We start from the raw sequence: 18,677 nt of genomic DNA, 5'->3' as shown, positions 1-18,677 counted from the left end.
AGCCCGGAAGTAAGGCTTCTCTCGCTCTTGCTGTGGGGCCGGCTTCAGCCGGCCTCTGACTGTAGGTCAGGCTTCCGCCTGACTCCAAAAAGGCCGGCTGAAGCCGGCTCCACAGGAAGATGATGGAGAACAGGATCAGGAAACCCGGATGCCGATCGCCTTCGTCTCCAGAAACTCCTCGATGCCTTCGAGGCCCCACTCGCGGCCCATGCCGCTCTGCTTGTAGCCGCCGAAGGGCAGATCGCCCGTGATGCTCATGCCGCCGTTGACGCTCAGCGCGCCGGCGCGGATGCGCTTCACGACACCGAGCGCGCGCTCCGTGCTGCCGAACACCGCGCCGCCGAGGCCGTAGACGCTGTCGTTGGCGATGCGGATGGCGTCTTCATCGTCCTCGAACGGAATCACCACCAGCACCGGCCCGAAGATTTCCTCCTGCGCGATGCGCATGTCGTTGCGCACATCGACGAAGCAGGTGGGTTCGATGAAGAAACCGCCGCCCTTGTCGGTGCGGACATTGCCGCCGGCCAGCAGCCGCGCGCCTTCCTGCTTGCCGAGTTCGACGTAGCCCTTCACGCGTTCGAGCTGCCGCCTGGAAATCAGCGGACCCATGATGCAGGTCGGCTCGTCGAAGTGACCCCACTTGCTGGCGAAGCCGGCGTAAGCCATTTCCAGCGCCTTGACCGCTTCGGCGTACTTGCTCTTCGGCACCAGCAGGCGTGTCGGATACGCGCAGCCCTGTCCCGCGTGGAACACGACCATCGACCCCATGACGGTCTGCGCGAAGTTCGGCGCGTCGTCGAGCACGATGAACGCGGACTTGCCGCCCAGTTCGAGGAACACGCGCTTCAGGGTCGACGCGCCGTTTTCCATGATGCGTTTGCCGACCGCCGTCGAGCCGGTGAAGGAAATGAGATCGACGCGCGGATCCTTCGTCAGCATCTCGCCGGCCATGGCCGGATCGGCCGAGGTGGTGACATTGAACACGCCCGGCGGCAGGCCGGCTTCGATGGCGAGTTCGCCCATGATCGAGCCCATCAGCGGCGTGTCGGGCGCGGGCTTGAGGATGACGGTGCAGCCGGCGAGCAATGCGGCCACGACCTTGCCGACGTTGACGTACAGCGGCACGTTCCAGGGCGTGATCGCGCCGACGACGCCCATCGCCTCGTGCGTGACGATCCGCCTGGTGTCGAAACCGTAGGCATTGCGCACGCCGCGGTCTTCTTCCCATTTCACGAGCGGAAAGCATTCGAGCAGTCCGTCCGCACCGCTCAACGCGCCGTCGATCTGCGCGCGCGCCGCAGCGCCGATGGCGGAGCCGGCTTCGAGACGCGCGATCTGCACCAGCCGCTCGCGATTGGCGTACAGCAGGTCGCGATACTTCTTCATCAGCTCGAAGCGGTACTCGTGGCGCTGCGACCAGTCGGTGGTGTCGAAGGCGCGACGCGCGGCGGCGATTGCGGCGTCGACATCCGCTGCGGACGCATCGGCGGCCTTGCCGACGACGTCGCCGGTCCACGGACCGATGTTGTCGTAGGTCTTGTTGCCGGCGGCCGGGCGCATGACGCCGTCGATATAGAGTTTCGCTTCAGGAAGCAGGGTCATGGGTTCATCCTCTGGATGTGCGTCAGGCGGATCTGCGCGCGCCTAATCGGTGGAGCTGGCGGTTGCGGTGGCGCTCGCTGCGAGCGCATGGCGTGCGGCGACATAGCCCCACGTAAACGACGGTCCGACGCTGCCGCCGGCGCCGGGTTCGACCTTGCCCATCACCGAAGCGGTCGAGGTGCCGGTCGCATAGAGTCCTTCGATGACGGAACCATCGGGCCGCAGGACGCGTGCGTCCGTGTCCGTGACCAGTCCGCCGCAGGTGCTGACATCGCCCGGAAAAATCTGCATCGCGTAGAACGGCCCCTGTTCGAGCGCGCCGAGCGACTTCGACTCGCGCAGCGGATCGCCCTGCCATTGTTCGTAGACGTGTTCGCCGCGATGGAAGTCGTCGTCGCGACCGCGTCGTGCGAATTCGTTGAAGCGTTCGACGCAGGCGCGCAGCGTCGCCGCATCCATGCTGCAGGCCGTGGCGAGTGCATCGAGCGTGTCGGCCTTGCGCAGGAATTTCTCGTCGAACCAGGCCTGCGGTTTCTTCGGGCCGGCCATCGAGCCGGCGAGCATGTAGGTGTTGATGTACTGGCTGTCGAACACCATCCAGCTCGGCACCGCCGGCGACTGCCGGTTGCGTTCGAGCATGCGGCGACAGTATTCGACGGATGAGCCGGCTTCGTTCATGTAACGCACGCCACTCTGATCGACGGTGATGCAATGCGGCTTGGCGACGTCGCTGCCCATCGTCGCCTTGGGCTTGCCGGGCGGAAACGCGACGGGCATGCCGATGCGCTCGTCCATCTGTGCGAGCGCGGCGCCGATGCGCGCGCCTTCTTCGATCAGGTCGCCCGTGTCCTCGGCAATGACGTTCGACCAATCGGCCGACGTGTCCGGGATGTGGCGATCCAGCATCCGCTGATTGCGCGCGAAACCGCCGGCGTTGACGAGCACGCCGAGGCGCGCACCGATGCGCCATTCGCTGCCGTCCTTCTTCGTCACCACGCCGGTCACGCGATTGCCTTCGACGATGAGCTGCGTGACTGCCGAGTTCACGCGAATGTCGGCGCCGGCCTTCACTGCCGCATTCAGCATCTGCGCCTGCAGCGCCTGACCGGTCGCGACGCGCTGGCGTTTCCTGAAGCGATCGGCGAGCGTACGGCCGACGACTCGCAGCATGGTCTTCTTGGCGCTGGAAGCGCGCTTGAGCAGCGGCATTTCCATCGCCTCGTCGAGATTCATGGGCAGGGGCAGGAAGCCGGGACGCAGCTTCGCCTTCCAGTCGCCGAGCTGATTCAGGTCGTACAGTTCCGAAACGACGCAGCGGCCGGGCACGGATTCGCCGGGCGCGGCGTAGTAGTCCGGCCATGCAGGAATGCGCCGCAGACGGATGCCCTGGCTGACCAGGAAGTCGAGCATCTGCGGCGCCTGTTCGACATAGGCGCGGCGTCGTTCGTGCGTGCTGCCGGCCGGCGCAGGAAATTCCCCTGCGACCGCGTCGAGATAGTTCAGCGCGTCATCGGCGCTGTCGCGGATGCCCGCGCTCTGCATGAAGCGATTGTCGGGAATCCACATGACGCCGCCGGAGGTCGCGGTCGTGCCGCCGACGAGTTCCGACTTTTCCAGGATGACGACGCTTCTGCCCGCCGCGCGCAGCAGCAGCGCAGCGCACATCGAACCGCCGCCGCTGCCCACGATCACGAAATCGAATGTCTCGTTCATGGCCGATCAACCGGGTTTGCGCGCGGAGAGCGAGAGGTGGCCCGCGTGCAGGTCGGGCGGCATATCGATGATGGCGCGGAACGCATTCGTCACCGACGTGAACTGGCTGATCGGGCGTTCGCGCAGGTTGAGGCCCGCTTCCATGGCCGCCTTGCCGAAGCGCATCTGCGCCTGCGGATCGACGTTCCAGACCTTGCCTTCTTCCATCATCTGTCCGGCGCGCACGGTGGTGACGCGGATGCCGCCGGGTTCCAGCTCGCGCTGCAGGCTGGACGAGAACTGTTCCAGGCCCGCCTTCGAGCTCTGGTACATGATCAGGTGCGGGAAGGGCAGCGCGACCGATTCGCTGGTGACGTTGATGATGTGACTGCCGCGACCCATCAGCGCAATGGCCGAACGCGTACACAGGATCGGGCCGCCCAGGTTGGTGGCGATCGTGCCCATGATCTGTTCGTCCGTGGCTTCCGCGATCAGGAAGGGTTCGAAGATCGCGGCATTGTTGATGAGCACATCGATGCGCGGATGACGCTGCGCGATCTCCGCGAAGGCCGCCTTCACGGATGCGGGCGAGGCCACGTCGCAGGCGATCGCCAGCGCGCGTTCGCCGATTTCCTGCGCGGCGGCCTGCACTTTCGACAAGGTGCGGCCGAGCAGCACGACCTGATCGCCGTCGCTCGCGAAGCGTCGCGCCAGTGCGCGGCCCAGACCGACGCCGGCGCCGGTGATAACGATGACTTTCGACACGCCTGATCCCCCTCATGAAACCGGCTGCCCGGTTCGACAGCGCCACTCGCGGCGCAGCGGCCGCGAGATCGGATATTCGTTGACTTATCCCTTGCCGGGATACACGGACAGATCGCCGGCATACGCGATGCCGCCGGGCCAGAACTTCGCGCCGCTCACTTTGCGGAAGTAATGCACCGTGCGCGCGAACGATCCCGAGGCGGAACGCGGCTGCATCGCAACACCGCTCGGGCTGACGCCGCGCGCGCGGGCGCTGAAATCCTTGATCGTGAACAGCAGGTCGTCGGTCTGCTGCGCGCATAGCACGAACTGGTCGCCGGGGCAGTAGTGACGCGGTTCGATCTGCACCGGCGAGAGTTCGCCGCGCTTCATCGCGACGTGGCCGGGCACGTTGATGACTTCGACGCTGTGCACTTCCTCGTACCATTTCTGGTACTCGGCATAACGGCCGATGACGTAGTTGCCGAGAATGATGCTGACGCCGGACAACGGTTCGGAACGGCGCCAGTTCGGGCTCGCCTTCCAGTCGCCGAACAGGCGATAGGTATAGAGCCGTTCGGTTTCGTCGTTGGCCACGAGGCCAGTGTCGCGGGCTTCGGCGACCAGCGGTCCGAGCGCGGGAACATCGATTTCCGGCGACGGCAGATCGAAGTCGTAGATGCTGACGAAACGCCAGGGTTGCGGGATGTCCGGCATGACCTGCTCGGGCGTCACCTCGTAGCGGTCCGTCGTGATGAAGCCGCGCAAACGACTCAGCGCGGCGCGATGCGGCCCGTCGAACCAGGCGGCATATTCAGCCTCGCGTCCTGCGGGCACGTTGTGCAGATGAATGGTCGTGTAGAGAGCCATGTTGTCAGTGCCGGGCGGCAGCGGGCGCGATCGTGCAGTGCATCACACGTTCCGATCAGGCGTGATTGATTATGGCGTGCAAAAAATAGCAAGCCCCCTTAGTATTTGTATAATCAGCATTGTTGACTATAGCGTCAAGGGGAAGCCGCCGCTGCACCGCAAGGGCCGCGGTTCGAGCAGACAGAACCTATGAAAATCCGTATCAACAAATCAGCCTGTGTCGGCAACGCTCGTTGCGCGGCGGTGTCGGAACAGCTGTTTCCGCTGGATGACGATGGTTACATCGCCGTCGAGGAAGTCGACGTGCCGCCCGGCATGGAAGAGCTCGCCCGCAAGGGTGCGCGTGCCTGCCCGGAACGCATCATCGTCATCGAAGAAGAGTAACCACTGCGCGATCGCGCCTGAACCCAAGCATTGCCGAGGAGAGATCGATGGGGGAATACGTCAGCTACAGGAACAAGCGCGTCGTCGTGAGCGGTTGTTTTTCCGGCATGGGTGAAGCCACGGCCCGCCAGTTGCTCGATCTCGGCGCCGAAGTGCACGGCCTCGACTACAAGGAGACGAAGCTCGAGCTCGCCTCTTTCCGTCAGGTCGATCTGCGCGATCCCGCCTCCATCGATGCGGCGGCGCAGTCCATCGGCGGCAAGGTCGATGCGCTGTTCAACTGCGCCGGCCTGCCGCAGACCGCCGGCGCGCTCGATGTGATGAAAGTGAATTTCTGCGGTACGCGCCGGCTGACCGAGCGCGTGCTGCCGCTGATGTCCGCCGGCAGCGCGATCGTCAGCATCTCCTCGAATGGCGGCCTCGGCTGGAGCCGTCGCGTGCCGACGATCATGCAGCTGCTGAAGACCGAGTCATACGAAGCGGCCGTGCAGTGGTGCGAAGCGAACATGGACACGGTGCGCGAAGGCTATTCCTTCTCCAAGGAAGCGATCATCGTCTGGACCATGCTGATGTCGACGCCGCTCATCAAGAAGGGCATCCGCATCAACTGCACCATGCCCGGTCCGACCCAGACGCCGATGATGAAGGAGTTCGAAGCGGCGACCGCTGCGTCGGTGCTCGATGCGGCGGCACAGCCGATCAACCGTCGTTCGACGCCGGAAGAACAGGCCGGTCCGCTGGTGTTCCTCAACAGCGATGCGGCGAGCTACATCAACGGCGTGGCATTGCCCGTCGACGGCGGCTTCCTCGGTGGCGTGGCGACCGGCCAGGTCGACCTCAGCGCCATGATGAGCGGCGCCGCCAAGCAAGCCTGAAAGCCAGCCGGAGAATTCGAGATGTCAGCCGCCGCCATCAGCCCTGCCGTTCCCAAGCCCGCGCACGTGCCCGATGCGCTCGTGTACGACTTCGACATGTTCCGCGATCCGGCCTACGTGGCCGATCCGCACAAGCGCGTGCTCGATCTGGTGAAGAATGCGCCGCCGATCTTCTGGACGCCGCGCAACGGCGGCCACTGGATGCTCCTGAGTCATGCAGCGAACTTCAACGCCGCGCGCGACACCGAAGCGTTCACGAGCGAATTCATTCCGAAGGCGGAGCTCGCGGCCATGAAGGCGCGGATGCCGCCGGGCATGCCGCACATCCCGATTCCGATTCCCATCAATCTCGATCCGCCGGATCACACCAAGTACCGCGCGCCGCTGCAGCGCGTGTTCTCGCCGAAAGCGATCCTGGCGATCCGCGACAGCATCGTCGCGCTCGCCACCGAACTCGTCGACGCGGTGAAGGAGCGCGGCCACTGCGAGTTCATGAAGGAAATCGCCGAGCCGATGCCGGTGCAGGTGTTCCTGAAGATGCTCGGACTGCCGCTCGATCGCCAGGACGAGTACCGCGAGATCGTCGCAGCGCATCTGTCGGATCCGTCACCCGACGCGCGCGCGATGATTCCGAAGCTGCAGCGGATTGCCGCCAGCATGAACGACACCTTCCTCGCGCGCCGCGACAATCCGCAGGACGACATCATCAGCCTGCTGTGGAAGATCGAAGTCGACGGCAAGCAGTCGACCATCGAGGACATGCAGAACTACGGCGTGCTGCTGTTCATCGCCGGCCTCGATACCGTCATGAACGGCATCGGCCACGGCGTGCGTCATCTGGCACAGAACCCTGATCTGCAGGCGCAGCTGCGCGCCAATCCGAAGCTGGTTCCGGAAGCCACGGAAGAACTGCTGCGACGCTATACCTTCACGGTACCGCCGCGCCTGGTGGCGCGCGACATGACGTTCGAAGGCGTCGAGATGAAGGCGCGCGAGCGCGCCATGCTGTTCCTGCCGGCGGCCGATCTCGATTCGAAGGAATATCCGCAGTCCGAATCCTTCGATCTCAATCGCGAGAACAAGGTGCACATCGCCTTCAATGCCGGCCCGCATCGCTGCCTCGGCTCGCACCTGGCGCGCGTCGAGCTGCAGGTCATCTACGAAGTGCTGATGGCGCGCCTGCCGACGTTCCGGCTCGATCCGGACAAGCCGCCGACCTTCCATTGCGGCCACGTGGTCGGCGTCGATTCGCTGAACCTGCTCTGGGACGTCTGACGATGGGATCTCCGCGCGCGCAGCCGCGACTGGATGCCGACAATCGCGCCTTCTGGACCGCAGGCGCGAGCGGTCAGTTGCATCTGCATCGCTGCAAGGACTGCGGCACGTTCGTGCATCCGCCGCGCCCGGTGTGTCGCCATTGCCTTTCCGAGAACGTGGCGCCCGAGGCCGTCGCCGGCACGGGCGTCGTCGATACCTTCACGGTCAACTACCAGAAGTGGCATCCGGCGATGGAAGTGCCGTACGTGATCGCGCGCGTCGCGATCGACGGCGCGCCCGGTGTCTATCTCACTACCAATATCGTGAACTGCCCGGTTGAGGCGGTCGACATCGGCGATCGCGTGCGCGTGACGTTCGAGCAGCAGGGTGAGATCTGGTATCCGCTGTTCGAGAAGATCGCCTGATGGCCGCGCGCGAAGCCTATATCTCCGGCGTTGGCCAGTCGCAGGTCGGCATGAAGCTGACGCGGCATCCGCTGCTGCTGACGCTCGATGCCGTTCGTGAAGCGCTCGCAGAAGCAGGTCTGAGCATCGGCCAGATCGACGGCGTCTCGACCTATCCGGGCCGCATGGCGGCGTACCTGGGTTTCTCGCCGGTCGGTGCGGATGAACTCATCGACGCCCTCGGCATTCGCGCCCGCTGGTACGCGGGTGGCCCGGAGATCACTTCGCAGCTCGGCGCTGTGGTTGCCGCAGCGACTGCGGTGCGCGCCGGTCTTGCGCGTCACGTCATCTGCTTCCGCACGGTGTACGAGGCCGCCGCGATGGCGCGGCCCGAGGAATATCCGCCGCTGCGGCGCGAGAGGGTCGACGGCAACTCGCAGTGGGTCGCGCCCTTCAACGCCACGTCGGCAGCGAACTGGACGGCGCAGTACGCGATGCGCCACGTGAAGCGCTACGGCCTCACGCGCGAACAGCTCGCGCAGATCGCGATCAACGATCACGCCAACGCCGTGCTGAATCCGCGCGCCATCGTCAAGGAGCCGCTGACGCTCGACGCCTACCTGTCGGCGCGCATGATTTCCTCGCCGCTGTGCCTGTACGACTGCGATCGCTACAGCGATGCCTCGACCGTGCTGATCGTGTCCGCCGGCGAGGCGCTGGACGAAGTGAAATGCACGCCGATCCGCATCGCCGCGATGGCCGGTGTCGTCGAACGCCATAGCTGGGATCAGGCGGAGTGGATGGCCTGCTATCCGACCGGCCAGGAACTGTGGAAACACACCGACTACAAGCCGTCCGACGTCGACACCGTGCAGCTCTATGACGGCTTCAGCTTCCAGGCCATCACCTGGCTGGAAGCGCTCGGCTTCTGCGGCGTGGGCGAGGGCGGCAAATTCATCGAAGGCGGCAAGCGCATCGCGCGCGATGGCGAACTGCCGCTCAACACCTTCGGCGGCCAGCTCGGCGCCGGTCGCCTGCATGGTTTCGGCTTCGCGCATGAAGCGGTGACGCAATTGCGCGGCAAGGGCGGCGCGCGCCAGATCCCGGGCGATCCGCGCGTGGCCGTGGCGACTTCGGGCGGAGGACCGCTGGCGACGGCGTTGCTGCTGGCCCGCGACTGACGTCATGACAGCCGATCGCGAACCCGGATTCCGACGACGCTTTCGCGTCAGTCCCGGTCGCGACGCGGTGCAGGCCGACGTCGAAGATGACTTTCATTGCATGAGCGTCACGGTGCGGCACTCCAATGGAGTGGCGACGCAGATCGAAGCCGTGATGCAGCGCGCGCCCTGGACGACCTGTCCCGGCGCCGTCCGGCAGCTGCAGGCGACGTTCAGTGGCGTGGCGCTCGCGGCGTTCGCCGAGCGGGGCGAGAAGCGCGAGAACTGCACGCATCTGCACGATCTCGCGACGCTGGCGGCGACGCATGCCCGTGGGCAATTGCTACACCTTTCAGCCGGACCGCCGGAACGCGGCCAGGCGCATCGGAGAAATCAGGGATTTCAGCAGGGGGTCGGCGCAGCCGCTGGAGCCGCGGCAGGCCGCATCCTGAAAATCGACCACAGAGATTGCCGTCAGGAGAACTCACATGAATATGAACGACATGGTGCTCATCAGCGTCGATGACCACATCAGCGAACCGCCCGACATGTTCGAGAAGCACCTGTCGGGCGACGCGCTCGCGAGCGCGCCGAAGTTCAAGACCACCGACGACGGCACCAACTACTGGGAATACCAGGGCATGAAGATGCCGTCGGTCGGCCTGAACGCCGTCGTCGGTCGTCCGCTCGAAGAGTACGGCATGGAGCCGACGTCGCTCGAACAGCTTCGCAAGGGCTGCTACGACCACAACGCGCGCGTCGACGACATGAACGTCAACGGCATCGCGGCGTCGCTGAACTTCGGCAGCGCCGTCGGCTTCGACGGCGGCCGTTTCCACAAGGCGGCCGACAAAGCGCAGTCGCTGGTGCATCTGCGCGCCTACAACGACTGGCACGTCGATGAATGGTGCGGTTCGCATCCCGGCCGTTTCATTCCCTGCGCGCTGCTGCCCACCTGGGATATGAAGGAGACGGTCGCCGAGGTGAAGCGCCTGAGCAGGAAGGGTTGCTCGACGGTGTCCATCAACGAGAACCCCACCACGCAGGGGCTGCCCAGCATTCACAACGCGTACTGGGAGCCGCTGTGGAAGGCCATTGCGGAAGAAGACTTCACGATCTGCCTGCACATCGGCGCGGGCAATCCGGCGCCGCATGCTTCGATGGAAACGCCGATCGAAGCCTGGATCGCCACCATGCCGATCTCCATCGTCGTCGGTGCGGCCGACTGGCTGAACCTCGAAGCGCTGCATCGCTATCCCGGTATGCGCATCGCGCTGTCCGAAGGCAGCATCGGCTGGGTGCCGTACTTCATGGAGCGCGCCGACTTCAGTCACAGCCGTCACCAGTACTGGACGCATTCGAAGTTCGGCAAGCTCAAGCCGAGCGAAGTGTTCAAGCGTCACTTCCTCAACTGCTTCATCGACGACGAGTTCGGCCTGCACAACGTCGACTGGATCGGCGATCACGCCATCGCCTACGAGTGCGACTACCCGCACTCGGATTCGCTGTGGCCGAATGCGCCGGAACGCCTGTGGGAGACGATCAAGCATCTGTCGGATGTGCAGATCAACAAGATCACGCACGAGAACGCGATGCGCTTCTTCCGTTTCGATCCGTTCAAGCATCGCAAGCGCGAAGAGCTGACGGTCGGTGCGTTGCGGGCGAAGGCGGTGGCGGATGGCGTCGATACGACGCCGATCTCCTCGGGCGGTGCAGCGCCGCTGGCCGACGGCGAGAAGCAGCGGACGGTGACGTCCGGCGATCTATTCAAGATGTTCTCGCATCATGCGAAAGCCGGAGACAACAAGGCGGCGTGAGGCCGGGATGGGAACTGTGGGTCAGGCTTTAGCCTGACTCTTACTTGTAAGAGGCCGGCTGAAGCCGGCCCCACAGGTAGAGAAGAAAAAGTCCGGGGGATCGATGAGCGGATTCGATGAAGTCTTCGACTTCGTCATCGTCGGCAGCGGCGGCGGTTCGATGTGCGCGGCGCTGGTGCTGCGCGCAGCCGGCAAGAGCGTGCTCATCCTGGAAAAGACCGGGCAGGTCGGCGGCTCGACGGCGCGCTCCGGCGGCGTCCTGTGGATTCCCAACAATCCTTTCATGAAGCGTGATGGCGTCGAGGACAGCCTCGAAAAGGCCACCGCGTATCTCGACAGCCTCGCCGCCGATGCACCCGACGCGCCCGGCTCGACGCCGCAACGCCGGCGCACCTTTCTCGTCGAAGGGCCGCAGATGCTCGAGTTCCTGGTGCGGCAGGACATCCGGCTGACGCGTGTGCGCGAATGGCCCGACTACTACGACGATCGTCCCGGCGGCTCGGTGCCCGGACGCACGGTCATTGCGGAGCTGTTCGACAGCAACGAACTGGGCGCGTGGAAGCCGAAGCTGCGACCGAGCTTCATCATGGCGCCGGTGTACCTGATGCCATCGCCACTAAAGCAGCTCATGACTTCGCTCGGGATCCCGCTGTTGCCGGCGACGTTGCCCGAGATGATGGATCTGGCGTACGTCACGCGTTCCTGGGCGGTGAAGCTCATCGGCGCGCGAGTCGTGCTGCGCGCGCTCATCGCGAAGCTGACCGGCAGGCAGTGGGTTGCCGGCGGCGCGGCGTTGCAGGGACGCATGTTGCAGGCGGCACTGCGCAGCGGCGCAGACATCCGCACGGAATCGTCCGTCAACGAACTCATCGTCGAGAATGGCGCGATGAAGGGCGTCGTCAGCGGCTCGCGCCGCATCGGCGCGCGGCTCGGCGTGCTCGTCAATGCTGGCGGCTTCGCGCGCAATCAGCGCATGCGCGATCGATACATTCCCGGCACATCCGCGCAATGGAGCATGGCCGCGCCCGGCGATACCGGCGAGATGATCGAGGAGATGATGCGTCACGGCGCCGCGGTGGCGCAGATGGAAGAACGCGTCGGCAACCAGCAGACCTTGCCGCCCGGCGCGGAGAACAGCGAAGCGAAACCGACGGCGCAGGCGCTCACGGCATCGCCGCATTGCATCCTCGTCGACCAGAGCGGCGTGCGGTATCAGAACGAGGGCGGTTCCTACATGGCGTATTGCAAGGCCATGCTCGAACGCCACAAGACGGTGCCGGCCGTGCCGAGCTGGGCGATTCTCGACAGCCAGTATCTGCGCAAGTACATGTTCGCCGGCACGATGCCGGGGACGCCCAAGCCGCAGCAGTGGTATGACTCGGGGTATCTGAAGAAAGCGGAAACGATCGAGGAACTGGCGCGGCAGCTCGGCATGGCGCCTGCGACGTTGCAGACGACCGTCGAACGCTTCAATGGCTTCGTGGCGAAGAATTTCGACGAGGATTTTCATCGCGGCGACCGTGCGTACGATCGCTGGCTCGGCGATCCGTACAACAAGCCTTCCGAGACACTGGGCAGCATCAGCGAAGGCCCGTTCTACGCGGTGCCGGTTCATCCGGGCGATGTGGGCACGTACGGTGGCGTCGTCACGGATGAATGCGCGCGCGTGCTGCGGGAAGACGGCTCGGCGATTTCGGGCCTGTACGCGACGGGTGTGTCGACGGCATCAGTGATGGGACGGTCGTATCCGGGAGCGGGAGCGAGTATCGGGCCGTCGTTCGTGTGGGGATATGTTGCTGCGAAACATGCGGTGAAAGCCGGCTGAAGCTTCTTCCGTCTTCCTGTGGGGCCGGCTTTAGCCGGCCTGAAAACAGTCAGGCTAAAGCCTGACCTACAGCCCATCCTGTCCTTCTCCCCTCGCTGGGGGATCTCCGGCTCGCTTCGCGCGCCTCCTCCCCGCTACGCGGAGGAAGGGACGCTCGATTCGATCTCATCTCAATCCTTTGGCGCTTAATGCAGTGCCATGGGGCTTCAGCCGGCCTCTGAGGAGTCAGGCTTCAGTATCGTCATCACACCGCGAAGCTGTAACCGCCGTTCACGGGGTACGTCTGTCCCGTGATCCACGAGGCCGCGTCGGAACACAGGAACAACGTCATCATCGCCACGTCATCGGGCTTGCCGAGGCGGCGGATGACGTATTGCGAGAGCATCGCTTTCGCGCGATCGCTGGCGAGAAACTGCTGCATGGCCTCGGCATCGAACGGCGGTTCGAGCGCGGAGAGCGAGATGGCATTGCAGGTGATGCCGAAGCGGCCGGCTTCGCGCGCGATGGCGCGAACGAATCCTGCGGCGCCGGCCTTCGCAGCAGCGTAGGCCGCGAGCCGCACCTGGCCGATGCGGCCGGCGTCGGAGACGATCGTGACGATGCGTCCTTTTTTCTGCGCCGTCATGCCCGGCAACGCGGCGTGACAGCAGTTCATGACGCCGCGCAGGTTGGTGTGGAAATAGCGATCCCACTCGTCGGGCTGCGTCTCCCAGAACATGGGTGAGGAACCGATCGCTGCATTGGGCCCGGCATTGCCGGCGTTGTTCACGAGCAATGTGATGGGGCCGAGTGTTTCCGTGGCTGTGCGAACCGCTGCGGTGACGGCGGCGTGATCGCCCACGTCGCAGGGCACGGCGAGCGCGCGAACGCCGAGAGCTTCGATTTCTGCGACGACGGCCGCGGCGCGCTCGGGCACGAAATCATTGACGGCAATGCCGCCGGCATTGTGATGCGTGAGAGTCAGTGCGATGCCGCGGCCCGCGCCCTGGCCGGCGCCGGTGACGAAGGCGATCTGGCCGCCGAGATCGAGCGGGTCGTTGCCGATCATCTGTCCCCCCAGTTCTCCAATACTTCAATAGGCTCAATATCCGGGGATCGCCGCCCGGATGGCAATCGGTGAATCGCCGCTTCGCCCTCTTCCTGTAGGTCAGGCTTTAGCCTGACTTCCGAAGAAGAGCCGGCTGAAGCCGGCCCCACAGGAAGAGAGGAATTCCCCTCTCAAACCTTCGCCAGCGCCGCCTCCACCGCTGCGATCTCCGACCTCAGCCACATGGTCTCGCTCAGGTTCGAGCCGCCAGACTCCCTGAGCAGTTGCTGCAACGCATCCTTCTTCACTGCCAGCGACTCCGCATGCACCGGCTCGACGCCCAGCGCCACATCGAGCAGATGCAGCGCTTCGAGCGCGCGGCCTTCCTCCAGCTTTTTTCTGGCGCGCAAGGCGAGCGGCGCCGCGCCGCCGGCGAGTTCGACCAGATCGGCATCGATGCTGGAACGCGGCACGCCGTACAGCGACGTGGTCGAGTCGTAGTGAAACCAGCCCGAATACTCCTCCCAGATCGAACGCACGGCCCACGACACCTTGCCGTGGAATTCGCCGATCGCAAGCGGCGGCGGCAACCGGATCTCGCGCATCAGCGTGTTCACGTCCTTGCCGGCATTCATGCCGGCGATCACCGCGTCGTTCACGAACGAAACGGCGGCGTGCATCTTGTCGAGCGCAGCCCGGATCGTGTCGGTGCCGCGGACCGGTTCGCCGTGACCGGTGATCAGCAGTTCCGCGCCCAGATTGCGCACGAGGTCGAGCGAATGCAGATACCGCTGCACCAGTCGCGGCTTGTCGCCGCGCAGGGTGACGAGGTTCGGCATCGCCTGGAACACGGGGCCGAACAGATTGCCCGTGAACACGATGCGTTCCTGCGGCAGCCACACGACGACCGAGTCGAGCGCTTCGCCGCCGGGTGTCGAGATCACCTCGAAGCGCCGGCCGCCCTGTTCGAACTCATGACGACGGTCGACGACCACGTCCGGCACGACTTCCGGCGGAGGCGGCGGCTGGCTGCCGCGATTCATGGTGCCGGCCCAGAGCCTGGCGGAGCGCCGTTTCAGATACGGGCCGAGATCGTCGAAGTAGCGCCAGGTCTGCACGAAACGCCGTTCCGCGATCACCTGCGTTCCCGGCTCGCGAAACCCCGGCACGCCGCCGTAATGATCGGCATGCGCCTGCGTGAGGATGATCCGCCGCAGCGGCCCGGTGCGATGCGGTGCGAACAGCTTCCGGTTGCGCTCGATGTTGTCCATGAATCCGGTGTTGACCATCAGGTCGCCGTCGGCCGTCGTCACCAGGTAGGCGTTGGAAATGTCCTTCGCCATGAAAATGAAATCGGTGATGCGCCCGGCGTCCTTCTGCTGATCGCCGGCGCGTACCAGGCTCGCGAGCAGCGGCTTGGCGTCGTTCGATTCAGTGCTCATACCGTGGCTTCCAGAGAAGAAGAGATTTCACACGGAGATCACGGAGATCACGGAGACCGGAGAAGAGAAGAAGAATTTCCACGGGGGAGGAAGGGGAACACGGGGAGCACGGGGAAAGAAAATTTCTTTCTCTCAAGACCCCGTGTTCCCCGTGTCCCCCGTGGAAATATTCCGGCTCTTTGTCTTCGATCTTCGTGTGAAATCTTAAAAATCGACCATGACCTTCGCCGACTGCGGCGTACCGGCGACGTTGAATGCCTCCACCACTTTCTCGAACGGAAAGCGATGGCTGATGAGGCTGGCGACTTTGTCGCGCAGGCGCGGCAGGGCGGCGATCACGTCGGGCATTTCGTCGGGGTAGCCGACGGCGGTGGTGAGGGTCATCTCGGTGGTCAGCATCGCGCCGAGGTTCACTTCGACCGGCTTCATGTACGCGGCGGTGATGACCAGGCGCGAGTGATACTTCGCCATGCCGATGACGTCGGAGACGATGTTCGGCGCGCCGGCGGCATCGATGTACGCATCGGTGCCGACGCATTCGCGGCTGAAGACGCGCGCGGTGCCGTGCAGTTCGGTGAGGCGCGCACGCACGTCGTCTTTCGCGGGGTTCAGCACGGCGCGCGCGCCCAGCGCCTTCGCGCGTTCCAGGCGCTCGGGCGAGAGATCGAGCGCCACGACGTCGGTGACGCCGCGATCGACCAGCCACAGCACCATGCCCAGGCCGATCGGGCCGCAGCCGAAGACCACGGCCTTGTCGCCGGATTTCACCTGCATGCGGTTCACGCCGTGCAATGCCACCGCGAGCGGTTCGGTCATCGCGGCGATCTCGAACGGCAGGTCGTCGGGAATCGGCAGCAGGCTGTCGCCGACGCGCGCATCGCGCACCAGCAGTTCCTCGGTGAAGGCGCCTTCGGGGCCGCCGCTGCCGATGTAGCTCGGCGTCTTCATCGGATTGATGACGACGCGCTGGCCGACCGACACGTCCTTCACTGCATCGCCGACGGCGACGACTTCGCCCGCGGCTTCATGACCCAGTGGCGTGACGCCGCCGGGCTTGCGATGAATGCCGCCGATCTTGATGTAGCTCAGGTCCGAGCCGCACACGCCGCAGGCTTTCACCTTGACGACGACATCCGATTTTCCCGGCGCCGGCGATTGATACGGGTCCAGGCGGAAATCGTTCACGCCGTGGATGTTGAGCATGTGTCCCATGGCAGCGCTCCGGACCTTACAGGTTGATGAGCGAGGCACCGTCGATGACGAGGGTGTCGCCGGTGTGGAACGAGGAGGCGTCGCTGCAGAGATAGGCGGCGATGCCTTCGAAGTCCGCCGCGTAGCCGGGGCGCGGGATCGGCGTCTTCGAGGCGAAGTACTTGTCGACGGGGCTGAGCTCGGCGGACTCGCCGGTCATGCCGGTCTTGATGTAGCCGGGCGCCACCGTGTTGGCGCGGATGCCGTACTTGCCGAACTCGACGGCCATGCAGCGCACTGCCGCGCCCATCGCCGCTTTCGATGCGGCGTAGGGAATCTTGCCGGGCAGGCCTTTGAACATGGACAGGCTGCCGCAGAAGATCAGCGAACCGCCGGGGTCGCCGGCCTCGGCGCGCTTCACCATGTGACGCGCCGCTTCGCGCAGCGTGTAGAGCGAGCCGTGCAGGCTGACGTCGAGGAAGGAGAGATAGTCCTTGCTCGATTGTTCCAGCGTGCCGTTGCGCGGCGGCGGCAGGCCGGCGTTGGCGATGGCGCAGTCGATGCGGCCGAACTGTTTGATCACGCCGTCATAGGCCGCAATGATCTGGTCCTCGGAGGCGACGTCGACCTGCTGCGCCAGCACTTTCGCGCCCAGCGCTTCGAGCTCCTGTTTCGCCGCTGCATTCTTTTCGGCGTTGCGGCCCCAGATGACCACGCTGCCGCCCTGCCTGGCGATGCCGCGCGCGAAGCCCAGCCCCAGACCGCTGTTGCCGCCGCTGATGACGGCGACCTTGCCCGTCAGATCGAACAGTCCCCTGGTCATGATTCTCCCTCGCTGGAATGCCGATACTGCCGTCAAGTGTGGCCAGCCCGGCCGGTGTCGACAACGACAAAGACTGTCGATGGCGGGCCGCAGTGATGCGACAGGGACCTCGATGTGCCTGCGCTGCACCGAGGTTGATTCATCCTGTTGTGGGGCCGGCTTCAGCCGGCCTTCTTGAGAAGTCAGGCTGAAGCCTGACCTACAGTCAGAGCCGGGACCAGACTGTCAGCATTGCGGAATCAGCATCGCCACGATCGCCTCTGCCGCCTGCTCCGGCGTCATCTGCGTCGTATCGATGCGCAGCTCGGGCGCCTCCGGTCTCTCGTACGGACTGTCGATGCCGGTGAAATTCTTCAACTGCCCCGACCGCGCCTTCCTGTAGAGCCCCTTCACATCGCGCGCTTCGGCCTGCGCCAGCGGCGTATCGACGAACACTTCGTGGAACTCGCCCTCGCGGATCATCTGCCGCACCATCTTGCGCTCGGCGCGGAACGGCGAAATGAACGCGGTGATGACGATCAGGCCCGCATCCGTCATGAGCTTCGCGACTTCGCCGACGCGACGGATGTTCTCGACGCGATCGGCATCGGTGAAACCGAGATCCTTGTTGAGGCCATGACGCACGTTGTCGCCGTCGAGCAGGAACGTGTGACGGTTCATGCGCGCCAGCTTCTTCTCGACCAGGTTCGCGATCGTCGACTTGCCCGCGCCAGACAGGCCCGTCAGCCAGAGTACGCCGGGCTTCTGGTTCTTGAGGCCTGCGTGATACTCGCGGGTGATGTCCGTGGCCTGCCAGTGCACGTTCTGCGCGCGACGCAGCGCGAAATGGATCATGCCGGCCGCGACGGTCGCGTTCGACATCTTGTCGATGAGGATGAAGCCGCCGAGGTTGCGGTTGTCGTCGTACGGCTCGAACGGAATCTGGCGATCCGTGGCGAGTGTCGCGACGCCGATGGCATTGAGATCGAGCGTCTTCGCGGCGAGGTGCTCCATCGTGTTGACGCTGACCTGGTACTTCGGCGCATGCACGGTGGCCGTGACGGTCTGTGCGCCGATCTTCAGCCAGTACGGCCGGCCCGGCAGCATTTCGTTCTCGTCCATCCACACGAGGGTCGCTTCGAACTGATCGGCCGACTGCACCGGATCGCTGGCGAGCGCGATCACGTCGCCGCGCGAGCAGTCGATCTCGTCGGCGAAGCAGATCGTCACCGACTGGCCGGCCACGGCTTCCGGCAGATCGCCGTCGAGCGTCACGATGCGCGTGACGGTGGAAGTCTTGCCGGAGGGCAGCACGCGAACCGCATCGCCCGGTTTCACCGTGCCGCTCGATACCAGGCCCGAAAAGCCGCGGAAATCCAGGTTCGGGCGATTCACCCATTGCACGGCCATGCGGAACGGCGTTCGAGATGCGTGAGCTTGCGGCGCACGGCGGCGTTCATGTCATTCACTCCGTAGGCTGTGGGGCCGGCTTCAGCCGGCCTTGAGAAGCCAGGCTGTGACCGAAGGGAATCCCACGGGAAAGCCTGACCCACAGGAAGAAGGTCACTTTCGATTACAGAGGAAC

Annotated in this window: 16 protein-coding genes and 1 pseudogene; 8 read left to right on the top strand and 9 right to left on the bottom strand. The window is 64.9% G+C overall.

Going from position 1 to position 18,677, the window contains the following annotated elements; genetic code table 11:
• Positions 1-135 precede the first annotated feature (135 nt).
• The 4 genes from V7D81_RS19860 to V7D81_RS19845 all read right to left on the bottom strand — a co-directional run bounded on the left by V7D81_RS19860 (position 136) and on the right by V7D81_RS19845 (position 4,908).
• Positions 136-1,602, bottom strand: a complete 1,467-nt coding sequence (locus tag V7D81_RS19860) for an aldehyde dehydrogenase family protein (RefSeq protein ID WP_324319541.1) — start codon at positions 1,600-1,602, stop codon at positions 136-138.
• 42 nt (positions 1,603-1,644) lie between these two features.
• Positions 1,645-3,315 carry an FAD-dependent oxidoreductase gene (locus tag V7D81_RS19855; protein ID WP_324319539.1) on the bottom strand — a complete coding sequence of 557 codons (1,671 nt, stop codon included), beginning with the start codon at positions 3,313-3,315 and terminating at the stop codon, positions 1,645-1,647.
• Between the two features lie 6 nt (positions 3,316-3,321).
• Complete coding sequence (locus V7D81_RS19850) at positions 3,322-4,059, bottom strand: SDR family oxidoreductase (protein ID WP_324319537.1); 738 nt, start codon at positions 4,057-4,059, stop codon at positions 3,322-3,324.
• 84 nt (positions 4,060-4,143) lie between these two features.
• Positions 4,144-4,908, bottom strand: coding sequence for a hypothetical protein (locus V7D81_RS19845; protein WP_324319535.1), 765 nt, complete (start codon positions 4,906-4,908; stop codon positions 4,144-4,146).
• A 189-nt stretch (positions 4,909-5,097) separates the two neighbouring features.
• Here V7D81_RS19845 and V7D81_RS19840 point away from each other — a divergent pair, with 189 nt between their 5' ends.
• The 8 genes from V7D81_RS19840 to V7D81_RS19805 all read left to right on the top strand — a co-directional run bounded on the left by V7D81_RS19840 (position 5,098) and on the right by V7D81_RS19805 (position 12,630).
• Positions 5,098-5,292: a ferredoxin gene (locus V7D81_RS19840; protein WP_324319533.1), complete on the top strand. Its 195-nt coding sequence runs from the start codon at positions 5,098-5,100 to the stop codon at positions 5,290-5,292.
• A gap of 47 nt (positions 5,293-5,339) precedes the next feature.
• Positions 5,340-6,167 (top strand): coniferyl-alcohol dehydrogenase, encoded by an 828-nt coding sequence (locus V7D81_RS19835; protein WP_324319531.1) that lies wholly within the window; start codon positions 5,340-5,342, stop codon positions 6,165-6,167.
• Between the two features lie 21 nt (positions 6,168-6,188).
• Positions 6,189-7,442, top strand: a complete 1,254-nt coding sequence (locus tag V7D81_RS19830) for a cytochrome P450 (RefSeq protein WP_324319528.1) — start codon at positions 6,189-6,191, stop codon at positions 7,440-7,442.
• A 2-nt stretch (positions 7,443-7,444) separates the two neighbouring features.
• Complete coding sequence (locus tag V7D81_RS19825; RefSeq protein ID WP_324319526.1) at positions 7,445-7,849, top strand: Zn-ribbon domain-containing OB-fold protein; 405 nt, start codon at positions 7,445-7,447, stop codon at positions 7,847-7,849.
• Positions 7,846-9,009: a thiolase family protein gene (locus V7D81_RS19820; RefSeq protein WP_349257698.1), complete on the top strand. Its 1,164-nt coding sequence runs from the start codon at positions 7,846-7,848 to the stop codon at positions 9,007-9,009. Before V7D81_RS19825 ends, V7D81_RS19820 begins: the two co-directional genes overlap by 4 nt.
• A 67-nt stretch (positions 9,010-9,076) precedes the next feature.
• Positions 9,077-9,514, top strand: a complete 438-nt coding sequence (locus tag V7D81_RS19815) for a DUF2889 domain-containing protein (protein ID WP_324319522.1) — start codon at positions 9,077-9,079, stop codon at positions 9,512-9,514.
• Complete coding sequence (locus V7D81_RS19810) at positions 9,477-10,805, top strand: amidohydrolase family protein (protein WP_324319520.1); 1,329 nt, start codon at positions 9,477-9,479, stop codon at positions 10,803-10,805. Before V7D81_RS19815 ends, V7D81_RS19810 begins: the two co-directional genes overlap by 38 nt.
• Positions 10,806-10,908: 103 nt before the next feature.
• Positions 10,909-12,630 carry an FAD-binding protein gene (locus V7D81_RS19805; RefSeq protein ID WP_324319518.1) on the top strand — a complete coding sequence of 574 codons (1,722 nt, stop codon included), beginning with the start codon at positions 10,909-10,911 and terminating at the stop codon, positions 12,628-12,630.
• A gap of 244 nt (positions 12,631-12,874) precedes the next feature.
• On the opposite strand, the gene V7D81_RS19800 is transcribed toward V7D81_RS19805, so the two are convergent.
• The 5 genes and pseudogenes from V7D81_RS19800 to cysC form a co-directional block, all read right to left on the bottom strand.
• Positions 12,875-13,678: an SDR family NAD(P)-dependent oxidoreductase gene (locus V7D81_RS19800; RefSeq protein WP_324319516.1), complete on the bottom strand. Its 804-nt coding sequence runs from the start codon at positions 13,676-13,678 to the stop codon at positions 12,875-12,877.
• A 170-nt stretch (positions 13,679-13,848) separates the two neighbouring features.
• Positions 13,849-15,099 (bottom strand): MBL fold metallo-hydrolase, encoded by a 1,251-nt coding sequence (locus V7D81_RS19795; protein ID WP_324319514.1) that lies wholly within the window; start codon positions 15,097-15,099, stop codon positions 13,849-13,851.
• Between the two features lie 204 nt (positions 15,100-15,303).
• Positions 15,304-16,311: a zinc-dependent alcohol dehydrogenase gene (locus V7D81_RS19790; RefSeq protein ID WP_324319512.1), complete on the bottom strand. Its 1,008-nt coding sequence runs from the start codon at positions 16,309-16,311 to the stop codon at positions 15,304-15,306.
• Positions 16,312-16,327: 16 nt separating this feature from the next.
• Positions 16,328-17,113 (bottom strand): SDR family NAD(P)-dependent oxidoreductase, encoded by a 786-nt coding sequence (locus V7D81_RS19785; RefSeq protein ID WP_324319510.1) that lies wholly within the window; start codon positions 17,111-17,113, stop codon positions 16,328-16,330.
• A gap of 225 nt (positions 17,114-17,338) precedes the next feature.
• Positions 17,339-18,511: pseudogene (gene cysC / locus V7D81_RS19780) on the bottom strand (adenylyl-sulfate kinase); the annotation flags it as partial.
• Positions 18,512-18,677: the final 166 nt, after the last annotated feature.

It is taken from the genome of Povalibacter sp., assembly GCF_036735925.1.
Taxonomy (GTDB): domain Bacteria; phylum Pseudomonadota; class Gammaproteobacteria; order Steroidobacterales; family Steroidobacteraceae; genus Steroidobacter.
This window is presented reverse-complemented; position numbering and strand designations above follow the sequence as displayed.